The following is a 24,766-nucleotide window of genomic DNA, read 5'->3' as shown; positions in this document are numbered from 1 at the left end:
TTGGCTGTAGTCGACCCCACAGCCCACTGATTCTGTCCGGCGGAGCGATGAAGCATCCTATTTTTGGTCATTAACCTTTGATTGTGCCTATTTTAATGCTTTCAAACTTTAGTTACTGTTGATATAGTGTTGATGAATTTAAATCTTTCACCTTAATCAGAACGAAATATCACAGGCACTCACGATCTCTTTGTAGAGGCCGTGGCCGACTAAGCCGTTACTGCGTTTGTCCATTGGTAACAATGGTTCGTGTAATTCTGGCAAGTCGTCTTGTCCGGCTTGCCAGGCCTTGATTCGCCAGCAAACCGTTTCGCAACGGGCAATCTGACCGCCCAGACGGACGTCGATGATTTCAAAACCGTTGCCCCGCCGCTGCTGATGCCAAACTTGCCGAAATAGGTCAAGTAATTGACGTAACGCCGATTGGCACGTCTCAATTGCAACTAGCGCTGCCGTGGCTTGCTGGTCATTGGCTGTCGCCGTACCTAACTTAGCAACGGCTTGTAACGCCCGCTGTTTAAGTAATACCGTCTGGGCGAGTTGCCGGTAAAAGGTTAACGTTAATCGATTATCCGGTCGAACTTGGCACTGACTGAGGGCCGTAATCAAGTGTTCATACTGCGTTTCAAGCCCGATACTTTGCAAGTTTTCCCGGTACCGTTGGAGTAATAAGTCTTCGTAAAGAACAATTTTACTGACGTTATCGGCATCCACGTTGACCGCCTGCGTAAAATTATCGAATTGATCCAATAGCTTATAAAACGCCGGTGATTCTCCCTGCGTCAATTCATATTCTTCATCGATGGTTTGTGGCTGTACGTCCGGATGGTATTGATACGCCGCAAAAGCTTGTAGTCCGTACCAAGCTGAGCTGATGGGCACTTCGGCACCGTCATCAAACCACATCGTTGCCACCACCTGCGTGACCCCACTGGCCTTGGCCGCATTTAAACCGGCGCGAACCGTCGCCAACATCTTGCTTTGATTGGGTGCGAGGGCGCTCCAAGTCCAGATGCCACCCGCAAAGACCACGTCGTCACTCAGTTCAAAGTGCTGGGCAAACCGATCCCTGTAGGTGGCTTCATCTTCATGATAATAGTCCCAGTACACTTGACCCACCGGCGGTAAGCTGGCCTTGAAGTCAGCGTCAAAGTGCACATTTGGGTCATACATTTCATGTTTTGGTGACGCAAAGGTGAACCAGAGATCACTCCACATGTACGCCTTGAGTCCAAGCTCCCGAGTCAGTTCAACGACCAGCTTCAGTTGATCTAAAATCAGCGTTTGCTGGTCGGTAAACCCGTTATCATCCAAGTACTTTCCTCGCCCAAGTTGGTAGGCTTCATCCATTCCCACGTGAATCTTATTCGTCGTGAACGGGGCACTCGCAGCCCGTAAGAGGTTGGTTAAAAAAGCCTTCGTTGCGGGTGCACCGACCAGCAGCGTATCATCCGTATCCCTGACCGAGTTGTGGGCATCCCATTTAAGTGCGTTGTGCATGTGTGCCAACGTCTGAACAGCGGGCACCACGGTAACGCCAAATTGGTCCCCATACAACGCAATATCGTGTAAGTCGGCTTGACTATAGCGCCCCCGTTGACGACCGAAATAGGGTTCTTCAGGAATTTCAAATAAATCCTCTAAATACAACCAGAGTTCGTTATAGCCCATACTAGCAAGTCGCCGAATCATCATTTTTACCATGTCCACCGTGGGGACACCGTTACGGGCCACGTCGAGCATCGCTGCCATGACTTTAAACTGGGGCCTCTGCTCGATGGTGAAATCATCAGCCTTCTTAATCTTGCCGGCAAGTAACGCGGCACCCCGCATCAAATCCACCTGACTACCGTAAGTTAAGGTCACCTGTTGGCCGGTTCGCGTGATGGCAATTCCCGCCTCACCCGTTTGGCACGTCACCTTTAAAGCATGCGCCGCTAAGTCATCACCCAATCCGATTACTTGGACGGCTTGAACTTGTTCAGCGGTCAATCCACGCCACTCTATCATATTTGCTCCTCCTCATTTCGACTAATTAAGGTTTAACCTGATATATTTATCCGCCTGAAATATATCATACCTACTAAATTTGGACGAGGGTTGGACGCTTGATTGCCGTTAAAGTTGTTGCGCCGCTTATACCAAGTCCGCTGCCAATCAGCCTTCTAAGCCAAAAGCGTTTTCATTTCATAATTTAAGTATCCCCTTTATTGATCAAGCTGGGCGCTGTCCCAAAATAACGTTTAAATAACTTGCTAAAGTAATACGGGTCTTGATACCCGACCGCCCGGGCCACTTCGCCCACCGCTAATTGGTCTTTGAGCAACAAGTCCTTCGCCCGGCGCATCCGCAGCTTCGTCAAATAGTTAATGGGACTTTCGCCCTGAACCCCTTTGAACGTCCGTGATAAGTAGGCCGGACTCACGTGTAGACTGGTCGCCAAATCGCTCAAGGTCAAGTCCTCACTGTAGTGCGCCTCTAAATAATAGGTGGCGGCACTAACTAACGCCACGTGTTCCTTATCAGTCGTCTCACTTTGTAACGCTAAGTAGTCGCTACTAACCGGATTTTCCGGTAATGCCCGCAATAATAAGCAGAGCAATTCCACGACCAAGGCTTGCAGTAAAACGGCGTGACCCAGCTCAGCAGGCCGCTGACTTTCGGTGACGACCCGCTGTGCGCACGCCATGAATTCTGGTCGCAACGGGCCTAGGTTGACCAAACTGTCAGCAAACGGTAAGTGGTCCGGCGTCTGCCCCGGCAACGCCACGTGCCGAAAACCAACGTGTAGTTGCAAACTTTGGGAGGCTGGTGGCTGCGTTTCCTGATGGTGGACCCCCGGATTAAATAGCAAGGCTTGCCCAGCATCAACTCGCCGCCACCGCCCTTCCACGTTGTAATCAGAATAACCTTCTAACATAATCGACAGTTCCAAAAAAGTATGGTCATGATAAACGTAAGTCCCAGGTTCCTCGTTCCGGTACGAAAAAGCGTAAAGCACGTCCGGCATTAACTCGCTCAGATTTAACATCCGGCCACCTCCCTGCAAAAAAAGCCATGTATTCAGACAAAATCGTCCATTCAGATTATCCGGATTTACCAGCATACTAGAACCCTAAAGAACCGTTACTCACCAAATTTCGCCTTAGGAGGCTCCCCGTTATGAATCCTTACCAGTGGGTCTGGCAATACGCCAAGCGTAGCCGCTGGCAACTCGTGTTAGCGCTGATTTTAGTTGTGATCAACGCGATTGGTGTTGTCGTTGTTCCCTTGCTTGGCGGGGTCATCGTTGACCGCGTCATCACGCAACGCCAACTCAATTTGTTAATCCCGCTCCTAGCCACTATGATTGGCGTCACCCTTTTCCGGACCCTCATTCGTTACTGCTACATTATTTTATTTGAACGCATCGGGCAAAATTCACTCTTCGATATTCGCCACGACCTGTTCACCAAACTGCAATCGTTGGATTACACCTTTTTCAATGCCGTAACGAACGGCGATATCATGGCCCGTTTAACGGGGGACACCGATGCCATCCGCCACTTTCTATGTTGGGTCTCCTATAACTCATTAGAATGTATGCTCTGGTTTTTGACCGCCGTCATCGTCATGGCCCGCATTAACTGGCAACTGATGCTGGCACTAGTCATTGTGACACCCCTAATCGCCTGGCTTACTACCCGGATGAGCAACGAAGCCCACACCGTCTTCTTCAATATTCGGCAAAGCTTTGCCCGCTTAAACGCGATGGTCGAAGAAAACATTTCCGGTAACCGGGTTATTCGGGCGTTCGCTAGGGAAGACTTCGAAGTTCATAAGTTCGAAACACTCAACCAGGATTACCGTGAAAAGAACATGGACTCAGCCAGAGTCTCGCGGCGCTACTTGCCCGCTTTGGATTTCCTCGCGTCCCTACTTTCCGTGATCGTTTTGCTCTTCGGGAGCAGCCTAGTCATTCATCATCACATGACCTTGGGCGCGCTCGTTTCGTTCAACGGCTTTCTCTGGATGCTGAACCAGCCCATGCGGATGAGCGGGTGGCTAATCAATGACATTCAACGGTTTTCAGCCGCGACAATTAAGATTCAAGCCATGCTTGAGACGCAACCGGTCATTGCACCAACGACCGACATTGCCGCACCTAAAATTAAGGGCGCTGTCACCTTTCAACACGTTGACTTTGCTTTCCCGGACGCGCCCGAAGTTAACGTCCTCACCGACATCAACTTCACCGTTGAACCGGGCCAGACGCTGGGAATTTTAGGTGAAACGGGGTCGGGTAAATCAACCCTGATGAACCTGATTGCCCGCTTCTACGACCCAACGCACGGCCACGTTTTGATTGATGGCCAAGACGTTCGGGACTGGTCGCCTCAGGAACTCCGCCACCAAACGACCATTGTGACTCAAGACCTGTTCCTATTTTCCGATTCCATCGTCGACAACATTAACTACGGTAACCGCCAAGCACCCGAACAGTTCATTCGTGAGATGGCCGACGTTGCCGACGCCAATAACTTTATCAACACGATGCCGGATGGGTATCACACCGTCGTTGGCGAGCGCGGCGTCGGGCTTTCCGGCGGTCAGAAACAACGAATCTCTTTGACCCGCGCCCTCGTCAAAGATCCCCGTATCCTGATTCTGGACGATACGACGAGCGCCCTCGATATGGAGACCGAGGCAACAATTCAACGGCGACTGCGCAAGGTCACGCGGGATAAGACGGTCTTCATTATTGCTTCGCGGACCTCCTCGTTGCGCCGCGCGGATCAAATCATCGTGCTTCGTCAGGGACGGATCGTTGAACGCGGCACCCACGACGGCCTACTCGCTGCCGACGGTTACTACGCTGAAACGTATCGCCGCCAATTAGGCTTACTCAAAGAAGCGAAAGGAGTTGATCCCCTTGGCGAAACGGAACACGTCTAACGAAGACGAACAATTAAAGGCCCATTTCAATTGGCACGATTACGCGCGGCTCGGCCAGTACCTCAAGCCATACACGTGGCGCATGTTGGTCGTCCTCGGTTCCATTTTAATCGGGAACATTGCCATCATTCTAGGCCCCTACTTGATGAAGGTCGCCATTGACCAAGCCATCCCGCAACGCAATTTTCAACTTCTATGGGAACTGAGCGGTATTTTCTTGGTGAGCTTGCTCGTGGCCTTCGGGTGCTTTCGTTATCGCATCTGGGCGATTACCGAAATCGGGCAAAATTTGCTCATCGACATGCGCACCGATTTATTCAAAAACTTGCAAAAGTTGCCCTTTGCTTACTTTGACTCGCGTCCCCACGGAAAAATTCTGATCCGAGTCGTTAACTACATCAATACTTTGAGCGACTTATTGGCAAACGGGTTAGTGAACTTAATTTCCGACGTCATTTCACTCGTCATCACCCTGATCTTTATGCTCGCCATCAACTGGAAACTGACGTTGGATAGCCTGGTTCTCATTCCATTTTTACTGTTGTGGGCCTACTACGTTCAAAAAAGACAACGGACCGCTTTTCGCACCCTCAGTAACAAACAGTCTAACTTGAACGCCTTCATTCACGAAAGTATCGCTGGCATCAAGGTCACCCAAGGATTTGCGCAGGAAGAACACGCCATCAACGCCTTTGATTCCGTGGTCAACGATAATCGTGACGCCTACATGCGCGCGGTCAAGATCCAATACGCGCTAAGCCCCGGGGTGCAAAACATTTCGACCATGACCACGGCTTTAATCTACTTCATCGGTATTCAACAACTCGGCGTGGTTGTTAGTACGGGGACTTTGATTGCCTTTCTGGGTTACATTAATAACTTCTGGAATCCGGTCATTAACATTGGTAACTTCTACAACTCACTGGTTACCGCCACGACTTACTTGGAACGCATCTTTGAAACCATGGATGAACAACCGACCGTCACCGACGCACCCAACGCCTTTGCGTTGCCGCCAATTAAGGGCGATGTCCGCTTCAATCAGGTCAGCTTCCGTTACGATGAGGATGGCCCGTTAAACCTCGACGGCGTCTCATTTCACGCCAAGGTCGGCCAAACAATCGCCCTCGTTGGGCCAACCGGCGCCGGTAAGTCAACGATTATCAACCTTCTGTCCCGATTCTACAACGTTAATAGTGGCCAAATTACGATTGATAACGTCGATCTCAGCCAGGTCACTTTAGATTCATTGCGGACCCAAATGGGCGTCATGCAGCAGGATACCTTCATCTTTTCCGGAACTATTATGGATAATATTCGCTACGGCCGCCTCGACGCCACTGACGCAGAAGTCGTTGCCGCGGCAAAGCTCGCCCGGGCCGACACCTTCATTCGGACTTTGAAAACTGGCTACCAGACGGAGGTCCAAGAACGCGGTGACAGTATGTCGGCTGGACAACGTCAACTATTAGCGTTTGCCCGCGTTCTCTTAGCAGATCCCCGTATTCTGATCCTAGACGAAGCCACCGCAGCCATCGATACCAAAACCGAGGCCCTATTACAGGCTGGTTTAAACGAACTGCTCAAGGGTCGAACGAGTTTCATCGTTGCCCACCGGTTATCCACCATTCAACAGGCCGATCAAATTTTAGTGATTAATGACGGCCACATCGTTGAGGCCGGGCGTCACGCTGATCTAATCGCAAAGCGCGGCGAATACTACGAGCTCTACGATTCCCAGTACCGGATGTTACAGGCTGAATAATAATGATAAGCGTGGGATAAACGACAGCGTAAACTGCCAGTTATCCCACGTTTTGACTATCATCAATTATCAAAATGACCAATCGCTATCAGTGCTTGTCCGTGACCTTCATTTTTTGACATAAAAACCTTTAATTTATAGACATCCTGGTATGTTTTTGCACTTGAAATATACCATGTAAGCGGTTAGAATCAAACCATTAAAGCGTAATGACCACAAAAAGTTATTGGGCAGACTATACCAACTGGAGGATTCTTATGGCTAAATACGAAATACTTTATCAACGATTGCGAATGGCAATTTTACGTGGCGAGTACGCGCCTAACGACCGCCTGCCAAGTGAAAACGCCGTTGCCATTAAATACGGCGTCAGCCGCATTACCTCCAAACGGGCCCTGAATGACTTGGCCGCCGCTGACCTCGTTTATCGGGTTCGGGGTGGCGGGACGTACGTTAAGCCCCATAAAAGCACCACGCAGCGACAAATCCTACTAGTCCTTCCTTTTCCGGAGACAACCGCCTTTGGGGACTATCAAAGTGGGATTCACGCGACCCTCAAAGACACCACCTGGGAATTGAAATTAATGGCCAATGAGGATTTTCTAAAGCTCGACATGAGTACGTTGGCCCAAAGTTACGCCGGGATTATTTATTATCCTCAAAACTTAGCAACCGAAATGCCCGTTCTAATGGGACTCCACGCACAACGGCTGCCCCTAGTGGTACTCGACAAGCGACCGTCCGCATTAGCCGTCCCCAGTGTCGTTAGTGATAACGTCGCCGGCGGTAGTCGTGCCTGTGACCATTTACAAGCACTCGGCCATCAGCGGATTGCTTTTCTGCCCGCAACGCCTTTTTGGCAAACCTTTACGGGCACGGTCAGCGACCGCTTCATGGGCTACTTCAACGAACTGACACTTAACAAAGTCGACCCAACCTTGCCGCTCCGTTGGGCGCAAGCGCTCCAAGCTTGTAGTGACGCCGGACAACTCCAAGCCTATATCCACGCGCAGGGCATCACCGCGCTCATTGCCGAAAATGACGTCATTGCTTTACGCGCCATGCACCAGCTCCAGGAACTCAATCCCAAAATCATGCAACACTTAGCATTGATTGGATTTGATAACCTGCCGGCCGCTGAAAAAAACAATCCGGCCCTCACCACGGTCGTGCAAGACTTTGCCAACCTCGGTGCTAAGGCCGTTGAAGCTTTACTAGACCAAATTAACAATCCTGACCATACGTTTAACGAGCAAACCATCGTTAACGTTAAATTGGTGGTCCGCGCATCGACCGCCGACGTTTTGAGTTAACTGCGTCAACCTTTTGGGGAGGTTTTTTCATGGATGGACAACACTTACAACAGCTTTATCCACAGGCTACCGTCCAATCAGTACCTTGCGACCGCGCAAACGTTGTGTGTGTTGCTTTAACCACCAATAGCTATTTATGGATCGACACGACTGACCTGGGGCAGCGCGAACTAGCACTCTTGGAAATGTTAACGAAAACCGCGCCAGAACTATCCCCTGCGGATCCGTGGACCGCATTTTTGACCGGCGCAGCAAGTCCGGCACCACAAACGATGGCTAAACAATTACAGCTGCTCCACTTTCAAGTCCGCTTTACCGATGATAACCAGCACCATGGCCAGTGGTTAACGGCACTGACCGGGTTGTTCGACGGTGTTTTGCACGCTGCTTTTACTTCTCAAAATGCCGGTTACCTCCTGCTGAACGTTCCCATCAGCGACCTGTCACAACCAGACTTATCAAGTTTATTAGACTTATTGGATAACGATTTTTACACCAACACCCATATCTTCATCGGCAGTCGGCAAACTGCCGTGACCAACTTGCCAAGCACCTACGCGTTCGAGCAGCAGCTCTTTCACCATTCACATAAACAGGCGGTCGGCACGCTCAGCCGGAGCATGCTGCCGTATTTGGCGACAACCCACCGCCAAGCACTCACCGGGGTAACCCCCGACTGGTTAGCTGATCCAGATAACCGCCAACTCATTGCCGCGATCTATCAGACTCAGGGAAACGTCCGCCAAGCCGCGGCGAACTTATTTTTGCATCGCAACACGCTCCTCTACCGCATTGAAAAATTGGAGCGTTGCAGTGGTTTCAATTTAAAAAACATGGACGACCTCGTTTACTGTTACTTGCTGACATTAGCCCAGCCGAATCAGACGTAGTGTACTAGTGTTAAGATTTTAGACGTCACAAGAGGCCACGGGGCTTCTTTTTAAAAATTTAGCGCACTCAATTGTAAATTCGTCATACAAAAAACGTGTCCGCAGTTATGCAGGCACGTTTCTATTTTGCGCTGATTTAGTTACGGCGCATTCGCCAAGCAATGGCAGCTAACCTTGCTAGTAACAAGTCGCCTAGTCCTGCTACCCACGACATATTCGTTTCATTAGTCTGTGGTAGTGTCGCGGCAGTCGCCGTCTGGTCATGCTTCGTTTTAACTGATGGGTGACTTAAAGCTGCCCGCACGCCCGTGATTGGCTTTTCCTATTGCTATCGTCGCAACGTGGGCCAAAAGGTAGTTTCGCATACTTTTTAAAGCACATTATCAATATTGATTGGATCATTAATACTAAATACTATGCTATCGTTGCCGCTTAAATCCAAATAACGAAATAGTGGTCAATAATAACGCTAGCACACCTGCAAATATGCCCTGATTGCCGGTATTTTTTTCATTAGTTTGTGGCAACGTCGCACCTTGAATCGAACTATTCGACTGATGGATTGGCATGACCACCGTGCCGCCAATATTAGGTCGGTATGACCCAATATTCACCCGCTCGTGCTTGTATTGAAGCTTCGCTGGCGTCAAGACCCGTAACGTTCTAGCCGGTTTGCCACTTGGTAGCACCACACTCTTCTCAGGCCGAGTTACTTGCTCGTTAGTCTCTGGTTGGCGCTGACTATTAACACTGACTGGTCGCGTTGAAGTGATCGTCACCGAATGACTACCGTTGCTGGAAACACTAGTTGGCTGCGTCGGAAACGTTATTGGCTTATCAGCAACACCGATTGGCTTGGTTGCGACCTTCACCACCGGCTGCTTTCCGTTGGTGGGAACAACGCTTGGTTGCGTTGGGGACGTCACTACCTTGTCAGGAACATCAACTGGCTTGGTGGGAGCCGTGACCACTGATTGACTACCATTATCGGGAACAGTGCTCGGTTTTTCTACTTCGTCAGGAACATCGACTGGTTTGGCTGGCGTTGTGACTACTGGTTGACTAGGGTGATTATTCACGTCGTTTGCTTGAGCCGCAGTTAATTGCATTTGCGCACGTTGTAAGGCCACTTTAGCAGCAACTAACGCCGAATTGGCATCATTGAGTGCTTTTCCCGTGGCAACAACCATTTCCTGAGCCTGGGCCACCACTTCAGTCTGCTTAGCAATGGCGGCTTTCAAATTTGCAATCGCTTGGTTTAGACTTGCTAGCCAAGCTAGATCCTTAGCTAATTGTATCTGTGCGGCCGTTAACTGTGCCGTTAAAGTTTGCACGTCAGCCACCTTGGCCGCCAATTCCTGCTGTGCAGCTTGCAATGCTGCTTGGGCCTGCTCATTGTGATCCGTCGCATCAGCTACCGCTGCGTTGGCTTGGTCAAGTGCAATAGCTTTTGTTTTAGCATCCGCTGTCTTGGTTGCTAAATCGGCTTTGGCCGTCGCTAGTTGAGCAGCAAAATCCACGGGTGTAATCAACGTGGTATTCGCTGAATTAGGTGTATTGAACGGCGTATGAATGATCTCATGAATTTCGCCATGGTCATCAATACCAAGCGCAAGATAACTATCGGATAAGATGTCTGAATCAGGCAGGTCAGGAACTTCTGTCCATTTCATGGTAGTTCGATAGATTACTTCTTTCATGTTTCCAATCGTCAGCGTTCCAGCACTTATTTCATCTGCCAAAGTAAAATCACTACCAGGATTAACATTATCATCAGTAGCAGAATCGAAATCATATTGTTGGCTAAGATTTTTGAGTAAATCTTCTAATAAGGTATTTCCTCCATATTCACGCACAAATTGTTGACCCAACGTTATATCTTCAAGTGTACTTGTAATATTATGACTATTGTCACCATTCCACTGTGCCAACAGTTGATTAATCACAACCAAGGCAAACCTGGTCAAATCCGCCCACTGTTCCTGAGTTACTGCATTCAAATTAGCAACCTTAGTCGCCTTGTCAACCTCAGAAGCCGTATAGCTATTGTCGGCTTTAACTTGGTCCATAAATACTATTGCTTTCGACTCATAAGCTTTTTCCGCAGCAAACTGTTGCAACAGTGGCAATCGATGAACAGCCTGTTCTTCAGCATTTAGACTCTTCCACGTTTGACCGTCAACCTTAACTTTCGGTTGCGCATCCAGCTGTTCTTGCAACTGATTAACATTATCTTCAGCCGCATTAACCGCCACGTTCGCCTGACTCGTTGCTACCTGGGCACTGCCAGCCGTATCCTTAGCTTGTTGTAAATCACTGGTCGCCACGGTAGCCGTTGACGTCGCACCCGCCACGTTAGAAGTCGCACTAGCTGCTTGGCTCTTAGCCGCAGTTAAATCAGTGGTCGTTGTTTGTACCTTAACCGTATCGTCAGTCACTGCTTTAGTCGCAGCAACTTTTTCTTGATTCAGCTCATCCGGGGAAAGTTGACTTAACTTAGCGGTTTCATCCGAAGCTGCCTGAGCCGCACTGCTGGCTGCAACTTGAGCAGTCGACTGAGCTTCAGTAGCCGTTGAAACGCTACTAGTAGCAGCAGAAACGTTTTTTTGCGCCTGACTCACGGCCGCGTGCGTTTGAGACGCCGCACTAGTAGCGGTCTTAGCGCTACTAGTTTGTGTAACAGTACTAACGGATGAAGCTTTGCCCGCACTACTTTGATTAACCGTATCAGCCTTAGCCTTAAAAGTACCGGATCCTAACGCCGCCGCAGTAATAATTAACGTAGCTGTGATTTTTTTATTCATGATTACAATCCCCTTATTCAGTTTTCACGCACTATTTATATGGCAACCCCTAAGCACAACCCGCATCTGGCTACTTCACGCCGTACCGCTACCGTTACATCGTTCAAACTAGCTAGTGTTTAAAGACTAATGCCATCATCATTGTCCTATGTACAGCTCAGATTGAAACAGTGACCTCAATTAACCAGACCTTATATATAAGTTTCATAGTATAACGATAAATGCAAAAAATAGCCACACTGCTTATCAAACAATAATATTTTTATGTTCCTACATAACTATTTTAACAGGTAATTCGTACATCGGCCGAATTTTATAATGGTTTAACCTTATTTTTATTATTATTTTTATATTAACAGCAAGAAAAGATACTACAGCCTGTTCCATAATTAGAATCACAAAACACACTAAGCCTAGCTCCACCAGTTTGGCAGGGCTAGGCTTAGTGTGTATTTATACTATTGACTATCTTAAATTAGTCACTTTAGCGGGTAAAATCAATTTAACTGCTAATACGCTAAATCGAACTTCTCAAAGTGCGCCTTCAAATAGTCCAGCGTCAAACTCTTGCTCGTTTTAATTAGCTGTTCAGGTTTACCACTAGCCATTAACTGACCACCGGCCTGACCACCCTTTGGGCCCAAATCGATCAAATAATCAGCGTTCGTCATCAGGTCAAGGTCATGGGTGATGATAATAATCGTCGCACCCTTCGCCTTCAAGCTATTGATGACACCCAACAACGTTTGCACGTCTTGCGGGTGTAACCCAACGGACGGTTCGTCAAAAATAAACAACGTCTTGCTTTGGCGCTTGTTCAGATGGCTCATGAGCTTTAAACGTTGCGCTTCACCACCGGATAAACTAGGCGTACTTTCACCTAAGTGCAGGTAACCTAATCCCATCTCATCAAGCAACTGTAGCTGTTTTTCAATTTTCGGAACCGTTTCAAAGACACTCAACGCCTCGCGAACCGACAAATTCAACAGGTCAACAATGCTATAGTCGTGCCACTTGATTGCTTGAATTTCATCCTTGTAACGCGCGCCGTGACAGTAAGGGCAGACTTCTTCCATGTCTGGCAAGTATTGAATATCCAGGGTAATCGTCCCTAGTCCCCCACACTGTTCACACGCCCCCTGCTTATTGTTATATGAAAAATAAGCCAGGCCATACTTTTTCGCTTTCGCCGCTGGTAAACTCGCAAACAGCCGGCGCAAATTATCCATAATCGTCGTGTAAGTCGCAATCGTTGAACGGGTGTTTTTCCCAATGGGTTTTGCATCCACGGACACCACGTCCGTTAAATGGGTCTTCAGCTTTGTCACTTGTTTCGGCAAAGCCGCCTTTTCGTTAACCGCTTTGATGGCTGGCACCAGACTATCTAAAATCAGACTGGTTTTCCCAGCGCCGGAAAAACCGGTCACCGCCGTTATCTCGTTTCCAGGAATTGAGACCGCCACATCGCGTAAGTTAAAGTAATCCTTAACTTCGAAATCAGTGTCAAGGTCACTCGCCTTTTTAGCCACGGGCACTTTTTCATGCATAATGTCAGCCTTACCAGAGATATAAGGGCCAATTAGCGATTGCGGATTGCCCACCAAATCTTGAGGCGTGCCTTCAGCAATAACGTTTCCGCCAGCATCCCCCGAACCGGGACCAATCTCGATCACCCAATCCGCTGCTTCAATGATATCGACTTCATGATCGACGACCACTAACGAGTTGCCCTGCGCAATCAGCTCCCTAAAGATTCGGATGAGCCCCTTGACGTTATCGGGATGTAACCCAATCGACGGTTCATCCAAAACGTATAAGACCCCGGTCGTCTCCGTGCGAATCGTCTTAGCTAGTTGCAGCCGCTGAAGTTCACCGGTGGACAAAGTATTCCCATTCCGCGATAGCGTTAAGTAGTCCAACCCTAATTCAAGGAGTGGCCGTAACGTATCCGTTAAGTTCTTAAATAGGATGGTCGCCATGCCGGTCATTTCTTGGGGTAAACTTTCTTTGGACTTAGAGACCCAATCGGATAACGTTCCCAGCGTAAGGTCCGCCACTTCAGCAATGTTTTTGCCACCAACTAATTGGGTTAATAGTTCTGGATTTAACCGAGTCCCGTGGCAAGTTGGACATACTGAGAAGTGGAAAAATTGATTAACTTGATTGATTGCCCGGTCACTTTTAACCGTTTTAAGGGAATCATAAACGGCTGCGTGGGCATTTTCATATAACGTCTTATCGGTGTGGAAAACCCGCCCCGTCGAAGTTCGAAAATCAACCGGGTACTGTTTCTTCGCACCGTTGAGCACGATGTCTTTTTCGTGGTCCGTTAAATCCTTATACGGCACATTGATGCGAACGCCCAGCGTTTCCGCCACTGTCGGCATGAAGTTCCGGCCTGGCAAGTGCCATGAAGCCACGACCCCTTCGGCAAGGCTTAAACTCTCATCACCAATCAGTTTGGCTTCGTCTAATTCACGCACTTTCCCGGTTCCGTGGCATTCAGGACAGGCTCCACCAGAGTTGAAGGCAAAGTCTTCCGCGGATTTGGCCATAAATTCGACCCCGCACTCTGGGCAAGTCACGTAGCCCATCTTACTGTCCACGCCACCCGGCAAGTCCATCGCTTGGGCCACCTTTAAACTAGGTGCAATCCGATGCCCGTTGGGACAGACCATGGAACCCAAACGTGAGAAAATCAACCGAACGACGTTGAATAACTCACTCATTGAGCCCACCGTTGACCGTTCAGAAGGAACGCTTGGCCGTTGCCGGAGTGCAATTGCGGACGGAATGTGTTTGACTTCCTGCACCTGCGACCGTTTGCTTTGGCCAATTCGTCGTCTAGTATAAGTCGATAGCGCCTCTAAGTAGCGCCGCGACCCTTCCGCGTACAAAATGCCCATGGCTAAAGAACTTTTCCCCGATCCCGACGGACCAGAAATCGCCACAAACTGATTCAATGGAATATCGACATTAATATTTTTTAAGTTATGGACGTTGCCGCCCCGTACACTAATATGCTCAATTTGTTTTTCACTCGTTACCATAATTAGCCACCTTTAATTCAATCCTATACTACTAAGGATAGTTTTAAAAGCGTTCCGATTTAAGGCAGCAAGTACGGACCATTCAACATTAGTTGCGGTCATAAGCCCACACGGTTAACGGGGCAAAAATGGCCACAATCAGGATATCAAACCCTAAAACTAACAACGCTTCGTGCGTCCAGCTTCCGGTTGCCAAGATTTGCCGGATAGCCGTAATCACGTAAGTTACCGGATTGAAGTTCGCAATCACGCGCAATGGCCTGGTTAACGATTTCAACGGAACAAAGGCGTTCGACATAAAGGACAGCGCCAGCATCGTAATCAACGAAAAGCTTTGTACGGTCCCCGCACTCTTGGCGAGTAACCCGACCAACGCAAACAACCACGACAACGCCCAGCCCGTCAAAATGGCTAACAGGCCAATCACGATAATCCAGCCAAAGCTAACGTCCGGGCGCCAACCAATCAAGTAGCCCGTTGTCAGTGACGTGATTGTCGCAATCACCAAGCGCAAGATATCACCAAAGAGTTGCCCCGCAAGCGGCGCAATGTGCGCCATCGGTAACGACTTAAACCGGTCAAAGACGCCCGAATCAAGGTCTTCTCGAATTTGTGCGCCCGAACCAGAAGACGCGGATAACATGGTCTGAATCAAAATCCCAGGAACAATCGTGGGTAGGTAAGCCTGCACCCCACCGGCAATCGCCCCACCAAATAGGTAGGTGAACATTAACATAAACATCACCGGTTGGACGATCACGTCCATGAACTGGTCCGGATTGTGGACGGTTTTGAGTAAGTTGCGGTAAGCCATCGTTGCGGTATTCATCAAAACGTTACCACTGTGTGTTTGTACTTCCATTTTGCATGCCTCTTTCTTAGTTCTTGCCGACGGTCAAATTCATAAAGACGTCGTCGAGTGACGGTTCTTGGACGGATAATTGGCTGATGGCGATCTTAGCCTGGGTGAGCGCCTCTAAAATCGGGGTGAGCTGGGTCAGTTGTTTTAAGCTAACACTCAGTTGCTGACCCGTTTGTTGAACGGCACTCGTCACTTGTGTCCCTAGTAACGTAAATGCCCGGGCCACTTGCGCCTGGTCGTTCACGGTGAAGGCTAGCTTCGTCCCGCCGATTTGTTGCTTGAGTTCAGCCGGGGTCCCCATTTTCACAACCTTACCGTGGTCAATGACGGCCAAGTGATCAGCTAATTGATCCGCTTCGTCTAAGTACTGCGTCGTTAAAACGATCGTAGAACCTTCTTGCACTAGCTTGCGGATGGTCGTCCACATCTGTGTGCGGGTCCGCGGATCAAGTCCCGTGGTGGGTTCGTCTAAAAAAATGAGGGCCGGTCGGGTAATCAAGCTAACGGCCAAATCCAGCCGGCGCCGCATCCCGCCAGAAAAGTTTTTCAACGCCTTATCCGCGGAATTTTCCAACGAAAATTCTGCGAGTAATTCAGCCGTCCGTGCCTTGGCATCTTGACGTGAAAGCCCATTTAACCGGGAAAAAATCATTAAGTTCTCCCGTGCAGAGATATCTTCATCGACGGAGGCGTATTGGCCGGTCAAACCAAACATCGAACGTGCTAACCGCCCCTCTTTAACCGTATCGTGACCGAAAATTTTAACCTGGCCCGCATCGGCCTTGAGTAACGTCGTCATCATCCGTAAAGTCGTCGTTTTCCCCGCGCCGTTTGGGCCAAGTAGGCCAAAGACTTCCCCGGGTTTTACGCTAAATGAAATATCATCAACGACCGTTTTTTGTGCAAACCGCTTCGTTAAATGGCTAACTTCAATCGCATTAATCGTTGTCATATTAATTCCCTCTTACGCTTTATTTTTAATCAGGTCCCCCTGAACAAAAAACATCATAAGGCCCCCTGATTAATTTGTCAATCTTTTCGTTAACATCCTGGATGCCATTTCAAAACGTTGTCAGGTATAATGGCAGTATGGAGGCGATTCAATGCCTAATTTAATCAAACAAAAAAACGCAGCCGGTAAATTGATCGAATTCAACATGGTCAAACACACGGCTGATGAAATTTATCACCGCACCCACGCGGATAAGGGTGAACACCAATCGTTATTCCAAGGACAGGGAAAAATCCTGCTGGCCCTATCCAAAACCGACGGACTCTCACAAAAAGATCTCGCTACTCAGCTAAATCTGACGGCACAGTCCACCGCAGAATTTGTGAATAAGCTGGTCAAAAAACGGTTAGTAACCAAGGAAAAGTCGACGACTGACCGGCGCAAAACGGTCATTCGCCTGACCAGTGCCGGACGAAAAAGTGCCACCAAGGAATCCGCAAAGGTGCCAGAGTATTTGAAGAACTTGACTGACACCGAGTTAGACCAACTGTCCGCAATTTTGACGAAAATGAACGACAGCCTGTACGACGAAATCAGTACCGCCAATCCGTCTTGGTACGATAAATTTCACGATAGTATAACCGACCGTTTACGCGACTGGTTTCTTTGATTGCCACGCAAAAATGAGCGTAATAGGAAAAGCCAACCAGAAGAATTCGAGGCTGCTGAAGAAGTCAGAAATCCGAGATTTTTAGAAATAGATTCACAAAATAGGTAGTCAAATAGCCAGCAAAGTGGGAGAACTTATCCGCTTTGCTGGCTATTTTTAAGCTTGAGTGGGGCATTTTAAAATGACTGTTTAATTTTTCAGCAGCCCCCCAAAAAAATTTCTGCTTGGCTTTTCATATTACCACTTAGTTATCTTCTAAAAACAGCTGGTATAATAGCCAACCTGCGCCAATTGCGGTACAAACAGCGCCCAAAATTGGGACGATTCTGCCAAAGTAGACTACCGTCATCATTATCGCACCACCCACAAATAGAAAACCGCTGGCTAAGACGTTAATCATCGCGTTCCTCCGTTAACCGTTGTGTCAATCACCATTAACCTAAGCTTAACAAATCAAGGCCATATCAACAACTAGAACCACTACCCTTATTAGCCACGCCGCGATGTTAACCACATCAACCCTAATCATTTACTACCGGATTTAAATCAGCTGGAACAGTCATAACATTCGTCGCCATAACACTGAATTGCGCCCACATCATCGTGTTGATTACTTGGCTTAATTCATAAATTTGAACCGCCGTAGACTCACCATCAACAGCGATTGTGACATCCAACAGAATCAAATTACCATCGTAATGTGCCCGTAAGAAGGTCACCCGCTTTACCGCCTTGAGGCTTTCAATCTGCATTTGATACCGCTTCTCCAAATATGGGTCGAAATAATCGACTAAATTCAAACTACTCTCTTGGAAAATATGCAGTCCAGCGTGGAAAATAAAAATACCTAGCAACATACTAGCCACACTATCCAACCACGGAATTTTTAACCAAGTCGTTCCAAATACCGTTGCCACGGTCACTAGACTCGTCAATGCATCACTAAAGGTGTCCCGACTAGCCGCCGTTAAAGCGGCATTTTTTAGTTTCTGGCTCCAATGGTGGTTGACTATCCACAAGATCAAGAGGGTGAGACCTGAAAACGCCGCACCAAAACCAGCAATCGGTAACGGCGTCTTTGGCGGTACCTTGGCTAGCAATGTCTGCCCGCTTTGAAACATAATTTCCAGTGCAAGTCCCATCATAATAATCCCGGTAATCAGGGTATAAATCGTCTCAAAGCGGAAGCGAGACTGTTGTATGCGGGGACCCATTGATTTCTGTTCAGCTGGAGAGATTGGGGCCCCGAATAAATCGTCATCGTGAGTTTCAGTTGCAATGTATAATCCCGTTAATAAGAGTCCCGTTGAGACAATTCCAGATAAATTATTAAACGCATCCGCCCGTAACGTTTGTGAATGTCCAAGCCGCGCATAGTAGTACTCTACTAAGAACAGTGCAAAGTAAACGACGACATTCGCCCATAGGCGGCGACGCGCCGTCTTTAAACTACTAACAACCTGGTGCTGAATCTGCTGCCAGTCGGTTGGCTCCGGTGTCTTCAAAATAATCAGTCCTTTGTATTTTCTTAACAGCGTTAACATACGACTAGCAACTAACTTTTCAAAACAAAGCCACCGGAAAAATACCATTTTAAATCATCTCTTAACGGGAGTTGGTAAAGCGACTGACTTAAAATTCAATCGTTATCACCAAAAGGCAAACCAGTTGCGTACGTTTCGGCTAACTACACCACAAAAAAGCCCCCGGATTATAAAATCCGAGGACTCTCCACCTCACAACGCAATTGTCAGGATTTTCGAACGTACCCGACCATGGGTAACGCCTATGAAAGCAATCATACCATGCCTGACCCCGATTTAAAAGCTAAATATTATTCTTACTAATATTTAGGCCTAATAATTCATTAAAGTTCACGCAACTGTTCATCAATATTACGCTCAGATAAGTACTTTTTGAACGCTTCGGTATCCTTAAAGGCTCCGGTTTCTTTGACGTAGTCATCAAACGTCCGTGGATCCATTTCCATTGAGTGATCACGCAAATGCAACCGATAATCCTTCGCTTCGATCGAAGTTTTGTAATACCATTCTTTGAACTCCAAATAAGCCAGTGCCACCTGTAGCGAGGTAATTTGTTTTTTCAAACTTGCTTCTTGCTCAACCAAAAAGTCGTACCGAAAATCAAGCGTTGCGTTATCACTTTCATCGGCTTTGACATACGCAGCGATATCTTTAAGCTTAACGCCGACTTCTTTTAACCCAATGACCATCAATAGCATATAGATATTCTCTTCACTAAAAACGCGTTGATTATTTTCATCACGTTTCAGGTGTGGAATCAAATTGTGCTTATCGTAGTAACGAATGGTGGAAATTGGAACACCTATTTTTTGTGAAACTTCACTGATTGCATATGTATGCTTAATTTTCTTCATTTCACGCTTGCCCTAAACCATAGTTTAGGCTTTATTATATCACTTGTCGTAATCACAACACATTTCAGGAGGTATTTATAAAGCCATGACATTTTCTTTAGCAATCCTTATTGGCATTTTTCTGCCCGTTCAAACAGCCGTCAACTCAAAACTCAGAATTTTCGTAAAATCACCCTACCTATCGTCAATGATCTCATTTTTAATCGCAACTGTATTCTTAGTCCTGACATCCCTACTGACCCATTCATCACTTTTGATTTCATCCCGTGTGATGAGCACTATCCCTTGGTGGGCTTGGTTAGGCGGCGTTGTTGGCGTCATTGGCCTAACCGCAAATATCCTATTGTTTCCCATTTTAGGGAGTGTCCAAACCGTCATCATGCCCATCTTAGGTCAAATTTTAATGAGTTTACTCATTGATAACTTTGGCTGGTTTCGGGTCGCTCAAAAACCCCTCGATTTTTTAAAAATCATCGGTGCGTTAGTCTTAATCGTTGGTGTCATTTTAATTGTCGTTGTCCCAACACTTGGCACGAGCAAAGCCAAAGACCAGCCTAAATCCCTTTGGCTGTGGCAAATTGCGGGCGTGCTTGCCGGTATGTTAGTCGCCTCACAGTCGGCAATCAACGGTGAACTTGGCCTCGTGTTGCATTCATCAATGCACGCCGCCTTAATTTCGTTTGCCGTGGGCTCAATCATTCTCCTAATCATTGTGGGCCTTTTTCAACGTAAACTTACCGATATTAGGCTGGCATTTGGGCAAGGAAAGCCCTGGTGGATCTGGATTGGTGGCTTTTTAGGCGCTTTGTTTGTATTCGGTAACGCCTACCTTGTGCCAATTATCGGAACTGGCGCACTTGTGGTATTTGCTCTACTAGGTCAAATGCTCGGCAGTTTGGTTGTTGACCAGTTTGGCCTGCTTGGCGCAACTGTTAAAAAAATTGTTCCAATTCAGATTGTCGGAATTATTGTGATGTTCGTGGGCGTTGCGCTGATCGAAGTCATTAGCTAGGAGGATTTTGTACATGGAATATACAACACTATCCGATACTGGGATAAAAGTATCAAAATTAGCACTTGGTACGATGTCATTTGGGACACGTTCTGATTTCAATACTGCTAGAGAAGTTTTCAACGCCAGCGTCGACGCCGGTATTAATTATTTTGATACGGCCGACATCTACGGTAATGGAAAATCTGAGGAATTTTTAGGCCAATTGATCCATGAACGCAATCGGGATGATTTTGTTATTCAGACTAAGGGCTTCTTTTCTAACACCCAGAAATCTGGAATGTCTAGAAAACACATTTTAAATGCAATCGACCAGAGTCTTGAACGATTACAAACAGACTATGTTGATGTCTACCTTATTCACGATTTTGACACAGCAACAAGTATCGAAGAAGTCATCGACACCTTAAACGATTTGAAAAAGAGCGGTAAGATTTTAGCTTTGGGCGTTAGTAATTGGGCGGCCTGGCAAATTATGGAAAGTATTGGCATTTCAAAACTTAACCATTGGTCGCAAGTGAAAGTCATCGAGCCACTTTATAATCTGGCTAAGCGTCAAATCGAGGCTGACATTTTGCCAATGGCCATTAAGCATCATTTGGCAGTAACACCGTTCAGCCCATTAGGCGGCGGTTTGCTTACGGGTAAGTACGGCCGTACTGGAACTGCGGATCAAACTGGGCACTTGGCGACCGATAAAATTAATCACGCCAGGTATCAGAACGACTACCAACTGGCGGCTGAATTTACCAGTTTTGCTAAAAAAGCGCATTACGATCCCATTTCACTCGCCATTGCGTGGATTTTGCATAACCCATCAATCACGGCACCGTTGATTGGGGCTAGAAACGTGTCCCAACTACAACCCGCACTTGCGTCGTTAAAAATAACCCTATCAGAAGAAACGTACGCTGCAATTACGGCACTCTCAACTCCTCCAGTCCCAGCAAATGGTCGTACCGAGGAAAACGTACTGGGAAAGTGGTCGCAAAATGACTAGTAACGATTAATTTGATTACAAGAAAAACTAGGTATTGATGAAAAAACACCGATACCTAGTTTTTGTGTAAAAGTAAAAGGACGAACCCTATTTCAGATTTCGTCCCTCTAACCTAATCAGTTTTATGCCGGTTGCTGTGCTGGTCGAATCAAGACTTCACTCACAGCCACGTGTTTTGGTTGATCAATCGCATACAAAACGGCGTTGGCAACATCTTCAGGATTAAGCGCTAAGCCACTTTCTTCAGGTGAATCAAGCAGCGCTTGGACGTTCTTTTGGATTTTTTCATCCCGAACACTGTTCACTAGCTCCGTTTTAACTGCGCCTGGGGAAATAATGGTTGACCGAATGCCCTGCTTATTTTCTTCCTGGCGTAGTCCTTCCATAATCGCGCGTACCGCATACTTGGTCCCGTTGTACACCGCTGACCCCGGATAAACAACGTGCCCGGCCACTGAATCCGTTGCAATTACTAACCCATCTTGTTGTTTTTCAAAAATTGGTAGCACTTCCCCAATTCCATTCAACACACCCATGATATTAGTATCAACCGCAAGCTTCCAGCCATCGTAATCCCGGTCGCTCAGCATTCCTTGCGGCATCACACCCGCATTATTATACAAAACATCGATGCGGCCAAATCGTTGCATGGCAACGTCAAGTAACGCTGCCACTTCTTGCCGCTTTGAAACATCCGTTGCTTTGACAGCAACCTCGCCAGCTTCATCCTTAAGTTCTTCAGCAATTTCTGCAAGTCGCTCAACACGCCGCGCCCCCAGAACGACTTTGGCACCCTTTTTCACTAATAACCGGGCAGTTGCACGCCCAATTCCTGACGATGCCCCGGTAATCACGACAACTTTATTCTTAATACTCATATTTCCGCTCCTTAATTACCACTGATTATTATTTGCACCTTAATTAATCTTCGCGTGGAACCACTCTCAACGTTGATTGGCGTGGGCCGGCTTGAATCATTGGCCCTAAATACGGACTATCCGCATATTTACGCTGATAAGCCTGGTCAATTCGATCATTCAAGTTGGCATCCCTAATGGGCTCAAATGAAATTTCATGGTTAGCCTTGGCCAGAAACATCCGTCCCGCGCATTGGGTCGTCGCCGAGCGATACCAGCGTGACCGAACGCCGTTCCAAGCCCGAATATATAAATCTTGATCCACAACGACCGACCAAATCCACGTTGGCGTCCCATAGGTTTTACCGTCACTGTAAAAAGGTGAGACTCGAAAATCATCGGCGCTTGCAAAACACTTTAATTGGGCGGCTGTCCATTTGTTTGTCATCGTTTAGTCACCCATTACCATGGCTGGTCGGTTGGTCCAACCGTAAATTCGTTAACGTTGGTATCTTCTGGTTGGTCAATGGCAAACGCAACGACGTTGGCAACCCGGTCTGGTCCAATCTGATACTGATCGTAAACGGCAGCCATACCCTTGGCTGATTCGGGATCGGTAATCGTTTCAAGCAGTTCCGTTCGAATTGCAGCTGGGTAAATGGTTGCCGTCCGAATATGACTGTTTTCTTGTGCCGATTCCATCCGTAAAACTTCCATTAAGTCGCGAACCGCCCACTTCGTTGCACCGTAGACCGCACCACCCGGATAAGCTTTAAGACCAGCAACCGAAGAAGTGGTAATCACGTGGCCTGACTTTTGCGCTTTGAAGGTTGGCAAAACCGCGGCAATCCCATTTAAGACACCCTTGATGTTAACGTCGACCATCTGGTTCCATTCATTGGTTTTTAATTCTGAGAGTGGTGAGTTTGGCATCAGGCCAGCATTCAGAAAGATAACGTCAAGGCGACCAAATGTGTCCTTTGCAAATTGAACGATCCGCTTATTCGCGTCAGCGTCAGTGACATCCAGCGTTTGGTAAACGGCGGTCCCACCGGCAGCTTCAATTTCTTTAACCAAGTGTTGGAGTTTTGCTTCGCGCCGGGCGCCTAAAACTAACTTGGCACCTTTCTTTGCAAGTAACATGGCGGTGGCGGCACCAATTCCACTTGAAGCGCCGGTAATCAGAACAACTTTATTTTTAATCATTGATATGAACTCCCTAAATTTATTTTGAGTAACTTTTTTGCTTCAACAAGCTATGCACTTAGAATACGGCTTGACACAGTCCATGTCTAATGCTTAGATTAAATCAACAATCATGCTTTTTAGTTATATCAAGGAGGCTCCTCATGGAATTAAGAGTATTACGTTATTTTCAAACGGTCGTTACTGAACTGAACATCAGCCGGGCTGCTAAGCAGCTCCACGTTTCCCAGCCGACGATTTCCCGGCAGTTGCGTGAGTTAGAAGCTGAACTCGGAGTAACGTTATTTGACCGCGGTAACCGGACCATCAAGTTGACGGCAGCCGGCGAATACTTCTCTCACCGGGTCAATCAAATTCTTGATTTAACGGATAAAACCGTCGAAAACATTAACGAGACCTCGGATATTAGTGGCTCGGTAACGATTGGTAGCGCCGAATCCCGCAGCTTTTTAAACATTGCTCAGGCCATCAATACGCTCCAAGAGACGTACCCCAACATTACTTTTAATATTAATAGTGCTAACGCTAACGATATTCATACCCACCTAAAATCCGGGAACTTTGATTTTGGAATTGTCATGGATCCCGTTGATAAAAGTGATTATAATTTTCTGCGGCTTCCCGGTGAAAGTCGCTGGGGACTGCTGGTCCCAAATTCTTCACCACTTGCGAAGCGAGACCACTTATCGCTCACTGATTTGGAACACCAAAATCTGATTGTTTCGCGCCAGAGCGGCGTCAATAATTTACTGCAAGACTGGTTTGGCGATAGCACCCCCAAGTTTAAAACGGTGGCCACTTATAATTTACTGTATAACGCATCGCTGCTAGTCTCGGCGGGTGTCGGCTACGCCCTTTGCATCGACGGCGTTATTAACACGAACCAATCGGACTTAACCTTTGTGCCCCTCAAACCACGGCTCACCGTTGGCATTAGTTTAATCTGGGTCAAAAATCAACGTTTATCACCAGCCGCGAATGCGTTTTTGAAACAGCTCTCAGCCAATCTGAACTTGCCTTTACCCAAATAAACAAATGCAGGTGACGCCCCG

General features: G+C 47.5%; 21 protein-coding genes. 8 read left to right on the top strand and 13 right to left on the bottom strand.

The window, feature by feature from the left end; all coding sequences use genetic code 11:
• Positions 1-156: 156 nt before the first annotated feature.
• Positions 157-2,010 carry a beta-N-acetylhexosaminidase gene (locus AAA939_RS00455; protein WP_338207602.1) on the bottom strand — a complete coding sequence of 618 codons (1,854 nt, stop codon included), beginning with the start codon at positions 2,008-2,010 and terminating at the stop codon, positions 157-159.
• A 184-nt stretch (positions 2,011-2,194) separates the two neighbouring features.
• Positions 2,195-3,031, bottom strand: coding sequence for an AraC family transcriptional regulator (locus AAA939_RS00450; protein WP_338207603.1), 837 nt, complete (start codon positions 3,029-3,031; stop codon positions 2,195-2,197).
• A 131-nt stretch (positions 3,032-3,162) separates the two neighbouring features.
• Here AAA939_RS00450 and AAA939_RS00445 point away from each other — a divergent pair, with 131 nt between their 5' ends.
• The 4 genes from AAA939_RS00445 to AAA939_RS00430 all read left to right on the top strand — a co-directional run bounded on the left by AAA939_RS00445 (position 3,163) and on the right by AAA939_RS00430 (position 8,903).
• Positions 3,163-4,935 (top strand): ABC transporter ATP-binding protein, encoded by a 1,773-nt coding sequence (locus tag AAA939_RS00445; RefSeq protein ID WP_338230387.1) that lies wholly within the window; start codon positions 3,163-3,165, stop codon positions 4,933-4,935.
• Entirely contained in the window at positions 4,913-6,700 is a 1,788-nt protein-coding gene (locus AAA939_RS00440; protein ID WP_338207605.1) for an ABC transporter ATP-binding protein, read from the top strand. Before AAA939_RS00445 ends, AAA939_RS00440 begins: the two co-directional genes overlap by 23 nt.
• Positions 6,701-6,957: 257 nt before the next feature.
• Complete coding sequence (locus AAA939_RS00435) at positions 6,958-8,013, top strand: GntR family transcriptional regulator (RefSeq protein WP_338207606.1); 1,056 nt, start codon at positions 6,958-6,960, stop codon at positions 8,011-8,013.
• A 29-nt stretch (positions 8,014-8,042) separates the two neighbouring features.
• On the top strand, positions 8,043-8,903 hold the full coding sequence (locus AAA939_RS00430; protein WP_338207607.1) for a helix-turn-helix domain-containing protein: 861 nt from the start codon (positions 8,043-8,045) through the stop codon (positions 8,901-8,903).
• 136 nt (positions 8,904-9,039) lie between these two features.
• Here AAA939_RS00430 and AAA939_RS00425 read toward each other — a convergent pair whose 3' ends face one another.
• The 5 genes from AAA939_RS00425 to AAA939_RS00405 all read right to left on the bottom strand — a co-directional run bounded on the left by AAA939_RS00425 (position 9,040) and on the right by AAA939_RS00405 (position 16,571).
• On the bottom strand, positions 9,040-9,207 hold the full coding sequence (locus tag AAA939_RS00425; protein WP_338207608.1) for a hypothetical protein: 168 nt from the start codon (positions 9,205-9,207) through the stop codon (positions 9,040-9,042).
• Positions 9,208-9,322: 115 nt separating this feature from the next.
• The gene (locus AAA939_RS00420; RefSeq protein ID WP_338230385.1) at positions 9,323-11,707 is read right to left on the bottom strand and encodes a hypothetical protein; all 2,385 of its coding nucleotides are present in this window, start codon (positions 11,705-11,707) and stop codon (positions 9,323-9,325) included.
• Positions 11,708-12,216: 509 nt separating this feature from the next.
• On the bottom strand, positions 12,217-14,757 hold the full coding sequence (locus AAA939_RS00415; RefSeq protein WP_338207611.1) for an AAA family ATPase: 2,541 nt from the start codon (positions 14,755-14,757) through the stop codon (positions 12,217-12,219).
• An 88-nt stretch (positions 14,758-14,845) separates the two neighbouring features.
• The gene (locus tag AAA939_RS00410; protein WP_338207612.1) at positions 14,846-15,619 is read right to left on the bottom strand and encodes an ABC transporter permease; all 774 of its coding nucleotides are present in this window, start codon (positions 15,617-15,619) and stop codon (positions 14,846-14,848) included.
• Between the two features lie 16 nt (positions 15,620-15,635).
• Positions 15,636-16,571 (bottom strand): ATP-binding cassette domain-containing protein, encoded by a 936-nt coding sequence (locus tag AAA939_RS00405; protein WP_338207613.1) that lies wholly within the window; start codon positions 16,569-16,571, stop codon positions 15,636-15,638.
• Between the two features lie 151 nt (positions 16,572-16,722).
• Between AAA939_RS00405 and AAA939_RS00400 the strand changes: the two genes are divergently transcribed.
• Positions 16,723-17,241 carry a MarR family winged helix-turn-helix transcriptional regulator gene (locus tag AAA939_RS00400; protein WP_338207614.1) on the top strand — a complete coding sequence of 173 codons (519 nt, stop codon included), beginning with the start codon at positions 16,723-16,725 and terminating at the stop codon, positions 17,239-17,241.
• A gap of 244 nt (positions 17,242-17,485) precedes the next feature.
• On the opposite strand, the gene AAA939_RS00395 is transcribed toward AAA939_RS00400, so the two are convergent.
• From AAA939_RS00395 to AAA939_RS00385, 3 genes are all read right to left on the bottom strand, one after another.
• Positions 17,486-17,641 carry a hypothetical protein gene (locus AAA939_RS00395; protein WP_338207615.1) on the bottom strand — a complete coding sequence of 52 codons (156 nt, stop codon included), beginning with the start codon at positions 17,639-17,641 and terminating at the stop codon, positions 17,486-17,488.
• A gap of 121 nt (positions 17,642-17,762) precedes the next feature.
• Positions 17,763-18,833, bottom strand: a complete 1,071-nt coding sequence (locus AAA939_RS00390; RefSeq protein ID WP_338207616.1) for a cation diffusion facilitator family transporter — start codon at positions 18,831-18,833, stop codon at positions 17,763-17,765.
• A 275-nt stretch (positions 18,834-19,108) separates the two neighbouring features.
• Positions 19,109-19,639 (bottom strand): MerR family transcriptional regulator, encoded by a 531-nt coding sequence (locus AAA939_RS00385; protein ID WP_338207617.1) that lies wholly within the window; start codon positions 19,637-19,639, stop codon positions 19,109-19,111.
• Positions 19,640-19,724: 85 nt separating this feature from the next.
• On the opposite strand from AAA939_RS00385, the gene AAA939_RS00380 reads away from it, so the two are divergent.
• Complete coding sequence (locus AAA939_RS00380; protein ID WP_338207618.1) at positions 19,725-20,651, top strand: DMT family transporter; 927 nt, start codon at positions 19,725-19,727, stop codon at positions 20,649-20,651.
• Between the two features lie 13 nt (positions 20,652-20,664).
• Positions 20,665-21,651, top strand: coding sequence for an aldo/keto reductase (locus AAA939_RS00375; RefSeq protein WP_338207619.1), 987 nt, complete (start codon positions 20,665-20,667; stop codon positions 21,649-21,651).
• Between the two features lie 122 nt (positions 21,652-21,773).
• Here AAA939_RS00375 and AAA939_RS00370 read toward each other — a convergent pair whose 3' ends face one another.
• Genes AAA939_RS00370 through AAA939_RS00360 form a run of 3 tightly spaced genes read right to left on the bottom strand, consistent with a single transcriptional unit; the run spans position 21,774 to position 23,714 of the window.
• The gene (locus AAA939_RS00370; RefSeq protein WP_338207620.1) at positions 21,774-22,529 is read right to left on the bottom strand and encodes an SDR family oxidoreductase; all 756 of its coding nucleotides are present in this window, start codon (positions 22,527-22,529) and stop codon (positions 21,774-21,776) included.
• A 43-nt stretch (positions 22,530-22,572) separates the two neighbouring features.
• Positions 22,573-22,956 carry a DUF2255 family protein gene (locus AAA939_RS00365; protein ID WP_338207621.1) on the bottom strand — a complete coding sequence of 128 codons (384 nt, stop codon included), beginning with the start codon at positions 22,954-22,956 and terminating at the stop codon, positions 22,573-22,575.
• 14 nt (positions 22,957-22,970) lie between these two features.
• Positions 22,971-23,714, bottom strand: coding sequence for an SDR family oxidoreductase (locus AAA939_RS00360; protein WP_338207622.1), 744 nt, complete (start codon positions 23,712-23,714; stop codon positions 22,971-22,973).
• A 143-nt stretch (positions 23,715-23,857) separates the two neighbouring features.
• On the opposite strand from AAA939_RS00360, the gene AAA939_RS00355 reads away from it, so the two are divergent.
• Entirely contained in the window at positions 23,858-24,745 is an 888-nt protein-coding gene (locus AAA939_RS00355; protein WP_338207623.1) for a LysR family transcriptional regulator, read from the top strand.
• The last annotated feature ends 21 nt before the right edge of the window (positions 24,746-24,766 follow it).

Origin of the sequence: Lactiplantibacillus paraxiangfangensis (genome assembly GCF_036246185.1) — a bacterium.
Classification (GTDB): Bacteria; Bacillota; Bacilli; order Lactobacillales; family Lactobacillaceae; genus Lactiplantibacillus; species Lactiplantibacillus paraxiangfangensis.
Note: the sequence above shows the minus strand (reverse complement) of the source record. Positions and strands in the feature narration are given on the sequence as shown.